The sequence below is a fragment of the Okeania sp. SIO2F5 genome (assembly GCF_010692685.1).
Taxonomy (GTDB): Bacteria; Cyanobacteriota; Cyanobacteriia; order Cyanobacteriales; family Microcoleaceae; genus Okeania; species Okeania hirsuta.
The window spans coordinates 31,914-45,878 of sequence record NZ_JAAHGU010000002.1 but is presented as its reverse complement, the minus strand read 5'-3'; the positions used below and the strand labels follow the sequence as shown (position 1 = coordinate 45,878).

At 35.2% G+C, this 13,965-nt stretch carries 12 protein-coding genes and 2 pseudogenes; 2 read left to right on the top strand and 12 right to left on the bottom strand.

Features of this window, described 5'->3' with window-relative positions; translation table 11 throughout:
* Positions 1 to 25: 25 nt before the first annotated feature.
* The 9 genes and pseudogenes from F6K27_RS00755 to F6K27_RS34260 all read right to left on the bottom strand — a co-directional run bounded on the left by F6K27_RS00755 (position 26) and on the right by F6K27_RS34260 (position 8,322).
* A complete protein-coding gene (locus F6K27_RS00755; RefSeq protein ID WP_124143926.1) occupies positions 26 to 463 on the bottom strand; it encodes a DoxX family protein in 438 nt (145 codons plus the stop codon).
* Positions 464 to 1,439: 976 nt separating this feature from the next.
* Positions 1,440 to 2,882 carry an NAD(P)/FAD-dependent oxidoreductase gene (locus tag F6K27_RS00750; RefSeq protein ID WP_287272814.1) on the bottom strand — a complete coding sequence of 481 codons (1,443 nt, stop codon included), beginning with the start codon at positions 2,880 to 2,882 and terminating at the stop codon, positions 1,440 to 1,442.
* Positions 2,883 to 2,884: 2 nt separating this feature from the next.
* The gene (locus tag F6K27_RS00745) at positions 2,885 to 3,043 is read right to left on the bottom strand and encodes a hypothetical protein (RefSeq protein ID WP_287272812.1); all 159 of its coding nucleotides are present in this window, start codon (positions 3,041 to 3,043) and stop codon (positions 2,885 to 2,887) included.
* Between the two features lie 598 nt (positions 3,044 to 3,641).
* The gene (cobD, locus tag F6K27_RS00740) at positions 3,642 to 4,703 is read right to left on the bottom strand and encodes a threonine-phosphate decarboxylase CobD (RefSeq protein WP_287272810.1); all 1,062 of its coding nucleotides are present in this window, start codon (positions 4,701 to 4,703) and stop codon (positions 3,642 to 3,644) included.
* Positions 4,704 to 4,715: 12 nt separating this feature from the next.
* A complete protein-coding gene (locus tag F6K27_RS00735) occupies positions 4,716 to 5,003 on the bottom strand; it encodes an HU family DNA-binding protein (protein ID WP_094671573.1) in 288 nt (95 codons plus the stop codon).
* A 690-nt stretch (positions 5,004 to 5,693) separates the two neighbouring features.
* Positions 5,694 to 6,239 carry a group II intron maturase-specific domain-containing protein gene (locus tag F6K27_RS00730; protein WP_287272809.1) on the bottom strand — a complete coding sequence of 182 codons (546 nt, stop codon included), beginning with the start codon at positions 6,237 to 6,239 and terminating at the stop codon, positions 5,694 to 5,696.
* 49 nt (positions 6,240 to 6,288) lie between these two features.
* A pseudogene (locus F6K27_RS00725) lies at positions 6,289 to 6,993 on the bottom strand (transposase); the annotation flags it as partial.
* Between the two features lie 539 nt (positions 6,994 to 7,532).
* A pseudogene (locus F6K27_RS33420) lies at positions 7,533 to 7,733 on the bottom strand (transposase); the annotation flags it as partial.
* Between the two features lie 208 nt (positions 7,734 to 7,941).
* Positions 7,942 to 8,322 carry a hypothetical protein gene (locus F6K27_RS34260; protein ID WP_375339646.1) on the bottom strand — a complete coding sequence of 127 codons (381 nt, stop codon included), beginning with the start codon at positions 8,320 to 8,322 and terminating at the stop codon, positions 7,942 to 7,944.
* Between the two features lie 459 nt (positions 8,323 to 8,781).
* Between F6K27_RS34260 and F6K27_RS00715 the strand changes: the two genes are divergently transcribed.
* Complete coding sequence (locus F6K27_RS00715) at positions 8,782 to 9,195, top strand: MAPEG family protein (RefSeq protein ID WP_124144894.1); 414 nt, start codon at positions 8,782 to 8,784, stop codon at positions 9,193 to 9,195.
* A gap of 75 nt (positions 9,196 to 9,270) precedes the next feature.
* Positions 9,271 to 9,447: a hypothetical protein gene (locus tag F6K27_RS00710; protein ID WP_287272807.1), complete on the top strand. Its 177-nt coding sequence runs from the start codon at positions 9,271 to 9,273 to the stop codon at positions 9,445 to 9,447.
* Between the two features lie 617 nt (positions 9,448 to 10,064).
* Here F6K27_RS00710 and F6K27_RS00705 read toward each other — a convergent pair.
* The 3 genes from F6K27_RS00705 to F6K27_RS00695 form a co-directional block, all read right to left on the bottom strand.
* Positions 10,065 to 10,238, bottom strand: a complete 174-nt coding sequence (locus F6K27_RS00705) for a hypothetical protein (RefSeq protein WP_287272806.1) — start codon at positions 10,236 to 10,238, stop codon at positions 10,065 to 10,067.
* A gap of 409 nt (positions 10,239 to 10,647) precedes the next feature.
* Entirely contained in the window at positions 10,648 to 11,343 is a 696-nt protein-coding gene (gene tsaB, locus F6K27_RS00700; RefSeq protein WP_287272805.1) for a tRNA (adenosine(37)-N6)-threonylcarbamoyltransferase complex dimerization subunit type 1 TsaB, read from the bottom strand.
* A 561-nt stretch (positions 11,344 to 11,904) separates the two neighbouring features.
* Positions 11,905 to 13,653: a serine/threonine-protein kinase gene (locus F6K27_RS00695; RefSeq protein WP_287272804.1), complete on the bottom strand. Its 1,749-nt coding sequence runs from the start codon at positions 13,651 to 13,653 to the stop codon at positions 11,905 to 11,907.
* Positions 13,654 to 13,965: the final 312 nt, after the last annotated feature.

The following is a 13,965-nucleotide window of genomic DNA, read 5'->3' as shown; positions in this document are numbered from 1 at the left end:
CCTCAGATTATTTATTTCTATTTTTTTAGGAATTTCTATTGTGAATAAGTCGATCGATAGAAATTGTATTTAGACTACAACCAGCTAAAAGTATGAAAAAAACTAGGCAATAAATAAGTTGAGAAGATGCTATATCCCACTGTTGTAATAAACAAACTCCAAACATTAACGGCATCATTAATAGAAAACCTGTAATAATTGCGTTCCGTGTTTGCAGCCCAATTATCATTAGAAACCCAGAAATTAATTCTACAGGAGTAGTTAAAGCAGCAAATGGTATAATCACAAAACTTGGTGCTAGTTCTTGAAATCTATCTACCATTGATTGGATAAATCCTCCCATATTTCCAATTCGGACTAGACCATGTACAAAAAAGTTGATTCCAAATACTATTCTTAATAATGTATAGGCTAAAGTTACATCTTTGCGTTTGAGAAAAATTGGAGTTTCAATGTTATTCATTCTGTCATTCCTGTGAGATTTGTCTCTACAAATATTGGCACTAGGTTCTCAGATATAACTCTAAATTTATCATAATACTATCTCCGCTTAATTCGCGTTCTAAAAACTTTCTCTTGCTAATATCATGTCCGGTTGAATACTTAATAAATAACGATGGAGTCAGGGGTCAGGAGTCAGGAGGGAAGAAGAAGGAAGTTTTTTATCGCGCTATTAAACGGATATGATATAGAAATCCTATTTCAGTTGCGGGTAAAAATATTTTTGAATTTAGAGAACCCTTAAGAAGGAACAAGGAATAGAGGTAAAATTTTCAGAGTTTTTATATATCATTAGATTTTTTACAAATGATTTATGATTGCTATATAATCCTCAGTTTTTGTTTTTTATACCCCCAATTCTCTATTTCCTATTACCCCTTAATAATTAATAATTAGGGTTTGCTGAAAAAGTCTTATTGGTGAGGGTAGGAGACAACCCACCCCTAACCCCTCCCAGGAGGGGAATACAGGAGACAGGAGACAGGATAAATGGGTACTTAGAGGAGGTAGGAGTAAGAATTGTAAGAATGATTTTTCTGCCCAACTATGCGCCTAAAATACACTCCTTTTTGAGCGTGAAGAGCTGAAAAACAGGCACTTTTTTTGAACAAAAAAAGGCTAAAACCTTTATCTGTAAATACTTTTATATTTAATCAGCAAGCCCTAATTACCTCATTGTTCGATCGCCTCTTTTGTATTATTCCTAACTTTGAATTTATCTTTGAAAAAAATCTCTCTCCCTTCTAATTTACTTCTCATACCAAATTCAAAAAAGGTAGTTATATCAAATCCGGTTATACAATTGTCACACTCTATACTTCCACTCAAAGCAGACATAAAATGCCGGAATATTTCTAGATAATTCCCACTCTCTCGACTCCTTTCTTCTTTTTCCTGAGTTCTGACTTTTGACTCTTGACTTATGATTTCCTTACCCTTTAAAAAAAAGAACGTCGCCAATGAAATAAATTTTCTAGCCAATCTTTAACTATTTGATGACCCTCTCTTTTCTGCCTTAACCATGCTGCTGCTGTTTGAGCATTAATTTCTGATACAGTAGGCCAAATATGAGGTAAATCAGCGATCGCTTCCATTTTTATCTCTTGACGAATAGCTAATGCCATAATATGAACTATCTCACTTGCTTCAATTCCTACCACAGAAACACCTAAAATTTTGCCATTGCGATGACCAATAAATTTACAAAATCCTGTTGTTTTATCTAAAATTTGAGTCCGGTCAATACTTTTAAAATATTGCCGACAAACTAATATATTTTCTCCATAACGTCGTCTAGCTTGAGCTTCGGTTAAACCAACTCTTGCTAATTGTGGTTCTGAAAATATTGCCCAAGGAATACCATGATAATCGACCTTAAAAATCGGGAAATAAAGAATATTTTTCAAGGCAATTTTAGCCTCATAATTAGCAATGTGAGAAAATGAATAACCACCTACTAAATCTCCACAAGCATAAATCCGAGAATTAGTAGTTTGTAACTTTTGATTTAACAATAAATTATGATTATTAAACCTCACACCTACCGCTTCTAAATTCAAACTTTCAAATTCTGGTTTATTACCTGCTGCTAATATAATTTCATCTGTTTCTATACCTTCATTTCCGACTAAAATCCATTTTTTATCATCAATTTCTCTCGCTTGGGATACTTCAGTGTTAGTTAAAATTCTGATACCTTCTGCTTCTAACTGAGCTTGAACTAAAAATGCTGCTTCCGAATCTTCCTTACCTAAAATATGAGAACTTTTCACTACCATAGTAACTTTACTTCCTAACCGAGAAAAACTCTGCGCTATTTCTACTCCACTAGGGTCTCCACCAATAACTACCAAACTTTGAGGCAGTTTTGAGAGTTGTTTAATTTCTTGAGGAGTAATAAACTTGGTAGTTGTTAATCCTGGAATGGGTGGTATTATAGGTTGGGATGCTATAGCTAATAAATATGTGCGAGAGCGTAAATGTCGTCCTTTCACCACAAAAGCTAAATTAGGGCGATCGACAAACTTACCCTCACCAAAAATTACATCTATCCCTAATGCTCCTAAAATTGCAGGTTCATATTTTGATAATTGATTAGAAACCACATAGTCAGCATACTTTTTTGCTTCTTCAAACTTAACCCAAATATCACCAGAATCATCATTACCTTGATAAATACCAAACTGTTGTTTGTGGTCTATCTGCTCAACAAAATTTCCTATTTGACCAATAATTTTGTTGTGATGAAATCCTTGGGTGCTGCTAAAATCTGAAAAAGAAGGTTGTACCAGTGCCACACGACCTTGAAGTTTTGTTGCGGTAATAGCTGCATAAATCCCTGTTATTGTCCCACCTATGATTACTACATCGTAGTCAAGCATATTTATTTTTCGGTGTTGGTGATTTGAGGTATAATATCATTTCCGGATAAGAGCGCGATAGAACTCCGTTCCGTTTTGGCGACCAAAAAACTTTCTCCTTCTACTCCTGTTTCTTCTCCTTTCTTCTCTCCTGACTCCTGACTCCTAAGGTAAGCATTCAACGTTTCAGCAGTCAGCGCTTCCCTGCGGGATGCTACGCAAACAGCAATTATTCATTAATGGATAATGGATAATTACCTCTCTCTAAAAGCTATCCCTGATCAGCAACTTCTGCAAACCTTGTGGGGAGAAGGTGAGTAGAGAGTAGGGGGGTAGGAAGAAAGAGTCAATTTAGCTAGGCAAAACTACTTAAGTTCTCAAAAAAATCTACTTTCCAATACATGATTTTTGAAGAAAAAGCCTCTCAAGCACTCACACATAACTTGTCTATTTTTTCACAAAATGGATAGCTCTAAAAGGAAGAGGATTTACCAATAAGGAAAAAGTTTATTTTTTTCCCTGAAAAGGGAGCCGAATAAAGCTGAATTGTTTAATTATTTAATTATTTAATTATTAATTATTCGGTAATGAATAATTACTTCTCAGGTTTAGTCCTGGGACTTTGGCAGTAACTTTTTATTCTTTTTCAATTTCAAAGGTTGCTTTTACCTTCCCCAAAAATTAATAGCTAATAGCTGACTCCTGACTCCTGTTCCCCTCCTGGGAGGGGTTAGGGGTGGGTTGACTCCTAAGTAATTAAGATTAAGACCACACACTAATTTACTTAAAAATTTCTGTTAAAGCATCAAGTAACATTTGATTCTCTTCTTTAGTACGGACAGCAACTCGAAAATAACAGTTGCCCAACTCTGGAAAACTTAAACAATCTCTAATCAAAATTTTATACTGTTTCAGTAATATTGTCTGTAACCAGTCAACGGACTTTTGTGAATAAACTAATAAAAAATTGGCTGCACCGGGATATGGTTGTAACCCCGGTAACTCCGCCAACCCTTGGAATAACTGGGGACGAGCATCTGCCAACCAATCCCAAGTTAGCCGTTGAAATGCTTGGTCTTGTAAAACTGCTTGAGCCGCAGCAATAGCTAAAGTATTTACAGGCCAAGGGTCTCGCCACTGTTGCCATCTCCGAAGGCGTTCAGGATGAGAAATTGCATAACCCAAGCGTAGTCCAGGTAAACTATAGAATTTAGTCAAAGAACGTAAAATGACCAAATTCTCAAATTCTGTCACCAATGGCACTAAGCTTTCTAGTTGAGGCGGTGGTAAGAAGTCCATAAATGCTTCATCTACCACTACCAAACCGAACTTTTCTAAATAAGGGACAATTGCTTCAGGCTTGATCAACATTCCCGTAGGATTATGAGGATTATTGAGAAGTAGTCCTTTATTAGTATCAGCTCCTATGTCCAACTGAGGTAATTGCGATCGCCCGACGATTAAGGGACATTCAACCACATTAGCGGTAAAAGTTTGCAAGGCACGTCGATAATCACCAAAAGCTGGCGTTACCAAATAAGTTTTCTCCAGCTTTGACAAATCTAGGGCAGCCCAAGTTAATAATTCGGCCGCACCATTGCCAGGTAAAACCCACTCTGGAGTCAGAGGAGGATGTACTATACTCAGCGCTCTCTTTAACTCCTGATAACTAGGGTCTGGGTAAGCTCTGAGTTTGCCAATCTGAGTTTGAATGGCATGGATAGCCGAATCTGGTGGCCCTAGAGGATTAATACTGGCAGAAAAATCAAGAATAGCAGATACTGGACAACCTGCTATTGTGGCTGCCCAAGCTAAATTTCCTCCGTGTACTGGTTTAGTCAAAGCTGGATATTGTTATTTACCGTTTTTGTCTGCAACTAACTCTTTGAAAGATTTACCTGCAGAAAAAGCAGGCACTGTAGTTTCAGGTATTTCCATTTTGTCACCTGTTTTGGGATTACGACCTTCCCTGGCTTTGCGTTCTCTTGATTCAAATGAACCAAAGCCCACGAGGGTCACTTTATCTCCACTGGCCACAGCCTCCATAATAGCTTCTAGGGCTGCACTGAGTACAGCATCAGCTTGCTTTTTAGTGACATCAGCTTTTTTTGCAATTTCGTCAACTAATTCGCCTTTGTTCATTGAGAAACTCCTTTTTAATTTGGACAGAATATTCTAGCAGGGTTTAGTTTGCAGCAAGTAAATCTAAAGTTCAAGTAAGTAAGGTCTTGGGATACCATCAATAGGTTTTCAATTATTAGGCTTTTTGTGATTAACTTTAACCTTTTCCTTCACCTAGCAAAACCTCAGACCCTTTGACTGATAATGCTTTCCCATATCCTCTTGCCTATGATAAGCGTGAGTCTTTGGGATAACATCAGGATTTTTTTGCTGAAAACCCCATACAATCTAGCTTTCACTGGTTTATTCTAATCTGTGGTTGGGTGATATGGAGCGGTGAAACCTTTAATTTATATAGATTTCTAGACTTCTTTAGTTTTTAATTATATTTTGGGCCTAAAAAAACTATTCTAGATTGATTAAAGGACTTTTTTTCAATAGATTGTCCGATCTTTGTGGCGCGTTAAATATTATTTTGTGAAGCACCCTCTAAAGTTAAGGTTTTTTCTCTAACTATTTGCTCATCTAGGATCAAAAATTTCCATTGGTTGATTAGTGGAATCTGGTTTTGTGAGATAGTAATTAAAACTAAGACGTTTGAGTTTTTCACCGCTCTATTAAACTGACCCCAAACCACCCAAATCTAGACTTAACTGGACATAGGTAGTTTTGGCGTTAACTTCTTGTTTCAACGTGGCTTTAGTTTGGCAATTAAAGGCTTTGTCCACTCCGCAGGCAATCCCGGTAGAGCTTACCGTTTGACTTGGTAGAGTCGGATGGAAATATTCCTTCAAACCATCGTTCTATATTCTTGCTAGCGTTTAAAATTAAAGTCAGCTGCCTAGGTCTAGCCCACTTCCAAAGGTATTTCCATACCCTGTAGTTTATATAGTTAAAGGTTTCTTTACTTACTGCCCCTTGATAGTAGTTAGCAAAACCTGTTAATTTGGGATTTAACTTGGTAATGAGATTTTCTTGTGACCATGAACCACATGATTTAATTGTTCTACCAATTTGTTGACAGAATTCTAGTACCTTTTCTTTCTGGGGTTTAATCAGTAGTTTGCCGTTATATTTACCTAGATTGAACCCTAGAAAGTTAAATCCATCCCTGATGTGAACTATCCTTGTTTTCTCATCGCTGATTTGTAGCCCTCTTTCATATAGCCATTGTTTCAAAGTTTCTCGGATATTTTCCAAAGTTTCTCTGTTGTTGGCTGTCACAATCAAGTCATCTGCGTATCTGATTATGCCCAACTTACGTCTTTTGGGTAGCTTGACTGAGCTAACGGGACTTACACAACTTTTAAGCCCAAATATAGCCCAAACTCTCTTTGTGAAAGAAAAAGACGTCAATGTTGTTAGTTAACCAGTTAAAAAAACGGAAAGACATGGCTGTACGAAAAGCGTACCATTGCATCAGTAAATGTCTTCAAAGGTTTATTTCCCCATTGCCTTTGTAGTCCCCCAGTTAACTGATGACAAATAATAAAAGTATAAGCACAAAATACCAGGATAAAATCACGCTCTAAACTCCATTTATCTCTAACTTGATACTCTTTTAATCCTAACCATCATCAGCGCCTCTCGGTCAAAAACCTCTATCCAATTTCTGTTTGAGTAAGTATTTACTATCCACTCAGATGTCACTTTTGACGGCTCAACATTGGTAATAAAATAATCAATTTATGTTGCCTTTTCTAGATAATTAGCATTCATAACCATAGCAAAAGTTATTTCTCCTGTGAGGCGTGAAGTTGATCCTCTAAATGTGGTAACCCAAACTCTTTTTGGTTTTTCTATACTTAAGATAACTGATTCAAATTTCTCTACTGGTATGCTTTTAGCGGGCTTCATCTATTCTAATTTCCGTTTCTTATTGAGATTTTTGTCTAACTACTATTTTTTCCTACGGAATGCTACGCAAACGGTTTTTGGCGATTCCTCCTAGATATTTTCATTCCTTTTCTTCAAGTTGGTTCATAAATCTTGTGTTATTGCCATAACCAGCGCTGGATGTGTTCCAACTAAGTTGAGGATGGTTTCATGGCTTACATTATCAAAGAATCCTTAGAACAGAATATATTGCTACTAATGACCTAAGCAAATGCAGTAAAGATGATATATAATTTGAATATTAAACGAGATGGAAAATTGAGGAATGTCACAGATAAATTAAGCAATTAACAGGTATCGGCTTCTGTGAATGTCGTCTGAGAAAAATTCAAATAAATCGTATTGCTTGTGGAATGTTAGTCTGGAATTTTGTCAAAAGATTAGCAGTGAAAATAGGAAAAACTATTGCTCAAGTCAAACATGAATTACTCTCAGATTATCTGCTCCAAGACCTGAAGAAGCCTACAATAAAATTCAGGGCTATTTTTCATTTGATAGACGTTTTTTACCTTTGTTTTAACTATGGTAATTGTCTTGACACCATCGCGCTTGATTTTTCAGTGTTAGCGGAGCTTTGCGTAAGTCCTGTAATAATTAAAGTTGTCCCGGAGCGGTTTTTTTACCTGTTGAGGCAGTTGAGAATGTAATACATCTCTAATCTTCTCCATTACCCCTGATTCTCTCCACTGAATGTAGCTGCCAAAATACTATGGAATAAGGAGGTAAATCCTGGGGTAAATCAGACCAATTACAACCATTCTTCAGTTGATAGAGTACACCGTCCAATATTTGTCTTTTGCTCCATTTTGTAGGACAAGTTTTCTTTTTTTTTGCAGGTTCAATCAGAACCCATTCTTTGTCTGTTAAACTACTTGAAGACTGGCATTTACCTAGCTATTGGTTATGAGCATTGGCGATCGCTACTTAACTAGCTACTTAAATTTATGGGGTTGCACATTCTGGAATGATATTGCCAAAAATTAGTTTAGACTTTGACTAAAAATAACCATTAATTAATCATTCTAGCAATTGATTAATCCACAATCCAATTCAATCAAAAATCTCAAATCATTCGTCGCTGTGCAACGCCAAATTTATGCCTTTTCCTCAAAAGATACCAAATGGGTTCTATAGACCGAGTCTGTTTTCCAAAGTTTAAAAAACCTTTCTTGGTGCGCTTTACCTCTCTTGGTCGCCATTCCCATGGCGAGTAGACCTCTCTGGGTTCCGACCGCTTGCGACTACCGTCGTCGCGGGGTCGCACCGCTTTCTTATCTTTAACCTTTTTTTTACAGTTATCGTAAAATCTAGATATCGCAGACCATACCCTTTCCGCCGCCGACTGTCTGGCCATTGAATTGAGTTCAGAAGCAAATTTAAACTCTTTAGCTAATACTTTGCAATATTTATTAAGATCGTACTTACCTATTTTATCATGATCCATCCAATATCTTAAGTACTTATTTTGAATGAATTGAGATGTACGAATGCATCATTTATTGCTTTGTATTGTGCTGGTTTAGCTTTAACTTTGAACTCATAGATTATCATTTATATTGACCTACTTTAATTAACTTTATACTTATAACTATAGTATAAAAATATTTAATTGTGTATGTTTTGAGTTAAATTAATTGTTAAAATAGGTAAGATAGTTTGCGATTTGCGTTTACGGAGCATTCCGAAAGAAAGCTCCTCTGGAAGAGTCAGCATTCGTTAGGAAATCACCTATTTTTACCTTGGGGAGTCCATCTATCTTCGCTCTAAATAGATGGGGTTTTATAGTGGACAAAACCCTACGTTTCGATAAAATGGTAACGATCGCCTACTTGTGAAAAATAAACATCAAAACTATTATGTGAATAAAGTTGCCTTAATAAATAATCTTTCAAAAGCGATCGCTATGCTAAAAACACAAGCAATTCTGTGGCCTAGTTTAATAACAGTTGTCTCTTTATTCATGTATTTTATTGTGACTATTAATGTTGGTAGAGCTAGAGCAAAATACAACATTATGCCTCCTCAAATGACTGGAGAGCAAAATTTTGAACGGGTATTAAGAGTACAACAAAATACTGTAGAACAAATAATTTTATTTTTACCGTCTTTGTGGCTATTTTCTATATTTATTAGCCCACTATGGGGTGCTGGTATTGGTACAGTTTGGGTAGTGGGGCGAATTTTATTTGCTTGGGGTTATTATCAGGCTGCAGAGAAGCGAACTTTAGGGTTTGGTATTAGTTCTTTAGCTATTATAACTTTATTGATAGGTGCTTTAGTAGGAATTTTACTACCCCTATGGAAAATTATTTCATAGCTATAATAAGTAGATAGAGGTTAACATAGTCTCTATCTATTTTGATTTTTTGCATAGATATATGAGGTAAAAATAATGTCTAAAAAACAAGTATTTAATATTAATCAAAAACTTTTCAACCAACTAAATGATTGGCAAGAAAAAATGGAAGAGAAACAAAATACAAAAGCAGAAAGAGAGGCCAAAATTAGTCAAATCACAAAAAGCAAAAAATCAATGATGCGCATAAGGAAAAACAGTAAGGAGTATTAGAGCAATTCCTAAAAATAATGATATATTTTTTGAACACTTCAGTTATTCAGAAATAAGTCAGGACTAGTAATGTTTTTAGCAATTATTAGCAATGAAATAAAGATAGATTATTCCTTATCTTCCTACTCTTTGCTACCAACTACCTGCTCTCAATAAGATGTAGCAAAAATTTTGATATTTGATATTAGATACTAATCATAATTTAGAGCTGATTTGTAAACTTAGCTCTAAATTATGATTTCATCTAATTCTCAGGGATTTAGGCATTATTGGACTATAACTCCCAAAACCCTTGTATTGCCAGAAATTCAGCCTCTTAATATTTACTTGATAAATCAGCTCTTAGGGTGACAAACTAATTGAAAAATTTTATCCTAATATTATGTCTGCTTAAATTAGTAACAAAAAACTCTACTGTCTCTTATTTTACTTTTTCTCTCCTCCTTAATTATACCAAATCCGGTTCTCAAAAATACTTTATAGGATGTAAGATTAAATCCTCTCCTAATTTTTCCTACATCCTAATATCCCCATCTACATAAAAGGATATTCTATAAACCGGGTTTAGTATTATAGGAAGTCGAAGCAAAGGTTAGGAAATATCAAAAGCTTAAAATTCAGACAACGCAAGATTTTTCAAACTTCCTTCTTCCTTGTGCTATACCTATTAACTCAGCTTCAACATCATTAATTTTCCCATGTTTACGATTCAACTTGATATACAAATATACAAAAGATTCCACCTTTGTGAGGTACACCCATAGCGGGCAAGATTCCCGTACTACAAACATTTAATTGTTAATATCTGTACTTCATATACTTGGAATTTGCTGTAATTAAGCAGACATAATACTACAGCAAATTTCAGGATAGTAAGGTAAACTTTAAGAATAATCTACAATTTTTATTCATTCCCTGTTCCCAGATCCGATGTTCCCTCTCTTGGTGCGCTACCAGATGCGTCTGTCACCGACGCGGGGTCGCACCGCTCTTCCCTAAAAGCATAAAACTTCGTACTTTATCAACTCGAAAACTTTTGTATATATATTGATGAATCAAAAAGCAGAATTAGTAAATTTAAAACAGTTGATTTTATACCAAGCGAAAAAAAAGAATGCTGAACTTAAGTGACACTTCAATTATTAAGTAATTAACACCCTAAGTAAATAACTTTTTTGATAATTAGTACGCCAGTTATTGTTAATTATTCTGATGTTTACTTCTCTGTAGGACATTGTATGTAACGTCCCTAACCGCTGCCATACTCCCTCGCTCAATAACGGGATGTTGTCCATAAAAAGGTAATGCTGCAGACCAATGCGATCGCTTTCCTTTTTGCCATTCTAAATGAGCTAATTCTAATAGACTTAAAACAGAACTTCCTAAAGCATTTTCAACCTTAATTAATTCATAGGAATTTTGCCAATTTTTCAAAGTTTCTTCCCATACTTCTGGAGTCATTAGTGTCTCTTCTAAAAGAGAATTCATACCCATTTCTTCAAGTTGATAAATAGCTGTGAATAACTGATTTCTTTGAGCTGGCATTTGTAGAGATAAATCCCGGTCTTGATTTTTATATGACCAAGCTACTGCTGCTAAGGTTGAAATTGCAAATAGCGGAATATTTAACTGTTGAGCTAAAGTTCTGGCAGTTACTATACCTATACGAGTACCAGTAAAACTTCCTGGGCCTTTAGCAACAGCAATGAAGCTTAAATCCTGCCAAGTTTGAGGTGATAAAAACTCCTGCAATTTCTGATGTAAATGAGTAGATAAATCTCGCCCTAAATTCCAAGTTTGCCAGCGAATATCTTCAGCAAAATCAGTAATCGCTAAACCTAATTCTGGACTACTTGTATGAATTCCTAAACCGTATTTTTTCTCTGTATTTGTCATTGTTATTGAAGGAAGAAGGAAGAAGCAAGAAGCAAGAAAGAAGAAGCAAGAAGCAAGAAGGAAGATTAATTTTATTTTTGGCTAAAATCAACTTTTATATCAGACGTGATAAATATTTTCTACAAATACTTCTGGTGTCGGTAGGAGTCAGGTAGGAGAGTCGTTGGTAGGGCGACGTATCAAAATAACTTCTGACTTTTGACTTCGCAAAATTAGCTCGGTTTCCTATTCCCTGCATCTACAATAAATAACTATATGGATATATCGATAAAACTACTAAATAATTAGGGTTTGCTGATTAATCCTCAAAGGCTTTATCTATAAAAGCTTTAGCCTTTTTGGAGGGAAAAAAGTGCAACTTTTTGGTCAAAAAAGCTCAAAAATTTAGCATTTTGGGCAGATAAGGGCATAAAAATCAAGGGACAAATATATCCGACTACCTCCTCTATAATTCCCATTTCTCCTGTCTTCCCCTCCTGGGAGGGGGAGGGGCGAGGGGTGGGTTGTCTCCTGACTCGGTCCTCCTACTTTTACTCATAAGACTTTTTCAGCAAACCCTAATTATATTTCCTCTCTAGCATAAAATATTGGTAAAGCCACAAATAAGCAACCTAAAAGCAACCCAAAAATATCAGAAATCCAAAAATATTCCCCTAACAAACCCACGATTAAAAATACTGTTGCCACAGTAGTAAATAAATTATTAGTTGCCAATTTATTCTGTTTTATAACCAGATGTTTAACTGTAATAAAAACTGATGCAATTATAACAGCCATTATCGGATGCCAAATAATTATCCGATAGCCAAAAATAAACCAAGCAAAAGCAAACATCAAAGCATCTAACCAAAATTCTTTTTCCTTAAATCTAGCCCACCAAAAATTCTGAGTTCCTAACTGCAAAATCTTTATAAAATGCTCATTTTTTTGTAATCTCAAAATTTTATTTTTCCACCTAGCTTTACGATCCATTCTCAATATTTGTTGCCACTCTGGCACAGTCTTACCCTGAAGCTTACCTAGTAATTTAACTTTATCTATATTTTGCAATTTTAAATCAGTTAACTTCGCAGAAATAGTCTTTAAAATTTGAGAATAATTAGCCTTTTTTCCTGGATTTCTACTAATAACAACAGTCAAAGTTTTTTTGACACGACTCACCTGAACTTTAACCGACTCAGTAGCCAAAACTTCCTGTAACTGCCGTCTAATTTCTGCTTGCTCAGTCAACTTTTTCGGCACTGCTGAAGAAGGAGAGAAATAAACATTTTCCATATAATTAGACTGAGGGTTAAGATGTCTAATAATAGCAGTGGCAGAATGATAACGTCGATTTGTTGCACCTTCCAACATCTTGTCTAAAATTAGACCGAGTTCTTTACTAACAGGAATTTTTAAATAATCTCGCCATACCCAATTACTATTTCTACTATCAAACAAATCAAAAGGTGAAACTTGAGTCAAAAGATGAATACAAGTAACACCCAAGCTATAAAGATCGCTAGCAAAAACTGCTTTACCCATAAGTTGTTCGGGAGCGGTATAAGCAGCACTACCAATAATAGTTCCAGTTTGAGGTAAACCTTTTTTTTCTACTAATTTAGCAGCACCAAAATCTACTAAAACCAGTTGACCAGTAGTGCGACGAATAATATTTTCTGGCTTAATATCTCGATGAATAACTTTCGATTTATGCACAAACTGTAATACTGGCAATAAATCATTTAACAATTCCCGAATTTTAGCTTCAGTAAAGATACCTTTTTCTGCCAATTCTTGGGCGAGATTTTTGCCTTCAATATATTCTTGAACTAGATATTGTTGTCCATCCTTTTGAAAATAAGTTAGTAGTTTGGGTATCTGAGAATGAATACCTAGAGTTTTTAACTGTTGTGCTTCTTGCTGAAATAATTCTGAAGCTTTTTTAGTTTTTGTCTTTACTTGAAGAGACTCACTACCAGAAATTGTTTCTGAAGATTGAAGAGAATTTTGGTCATAATGGTAATAATTTTTATTCTGAGGAAAAAACTGTTTAATTACACAAACTTGTCGAATAGAATCTTTTTCATCTACTGCTAAAAAAGTTCTACCAAAACCACCTTGCCCAATTAATTTAAGAATACGGTAGCGAGACTGGTTAGCTATTTTGAGATTATTATCTGGCGAAGAAATAATTTTCTTTGTTTCTATTTTTTCATTTTCACCAGTTGTTGGGGGAATTAGTAATAATGGAGAGTTGCAACTCTGACAAAATTCAGCCTTAGTAGGATTTTGTGGATTTTTGCAGGTGGGAAAGTAGCAATAACTCATGAGAATAGAATAGATAAATAAAGATTTTTATTATTGATTTGATGATATTTTAATTCCCAAGAAGCATGAGGTACAAAATTCGTAATTTTTAGGGAGTAGCTAGGGACTTTGCATGCAACGTCCCTACAGAGTAGTAATTCGGTAAACAGGGAATAAACGCTATATTTTTCTTTCAGTTATAAAATAGAACAAATTAATAACTCTTCTTTTTCCTAAAGAAGTGGGAGATAAAGTTATAGCAGGGTGTGCTGGTACATTTACAAATTGCAGGAACTCCCCAATAGCTAAAAGTCTAATATTATTAGCTTTTTA

Coding starts and splice junctions, on each gene's coding strand:
- F6K27_RS00755 (WP_124143926.1), bottom strand. CDS start 463: ATGAATAACATTGAAACTCCAATTTTTCTCAAACGCAAAGATGTAACT.
- F6K27_RS00750 (WP_287272814.1), bottom strand. CDS start 2,882: ATGCTTGACTACGATGTAGTAATCATAGGTGGGACAATAACAGGGATT.
- F6K27_RS00735 (WP_094671573.1), bottom strand. CDS start 5,003: ATGAACAAAGGCGAATTAGTTGACGAAATTGCAAAAAAAGCTGATGTC.
- F6K27_RS34260 (WP_375339646.1), bottom strand. CDS start 8,322: ATGGATCATGATAAAATAGGTAAGTACGATCTTAATAAATATTGCAAA.
- F6K27_RS00715 (WP_124144894.1), top strand. CDS start 8,782: ATGCTAAAAACACAAGCAATTCTGTGGCCTAGTTTAATAACAGTTGTC.
- F6K27_RS00710 (WP_287272807.1), top strand. CDS start 9,271: ATGTCTAAAAAACAAGTATTTAATATTAATCAAAAACTTTTCAACCAA.
- F6K27_RS00705 (WP_287272806.1), bottom strand. CDS start 10,238: ATGTTTGTAGTACGGGAATCTTGCCCGCTATGGGTGTACCTCACAAAG.
- tsaB (WP_287272805.1), bottom strand. CDS start 11,343: ATGACAAATACAGAGAAAAAATACGGTTTAGGAATTCATACAAGTAGT.
- F6K27_RS00695 (WP_287272804.1), bottom strand. CDS start 13,653: ATGAGTTATTGCTACTTTCCCACCTGCAAAAATCCACAAAATCCTACT.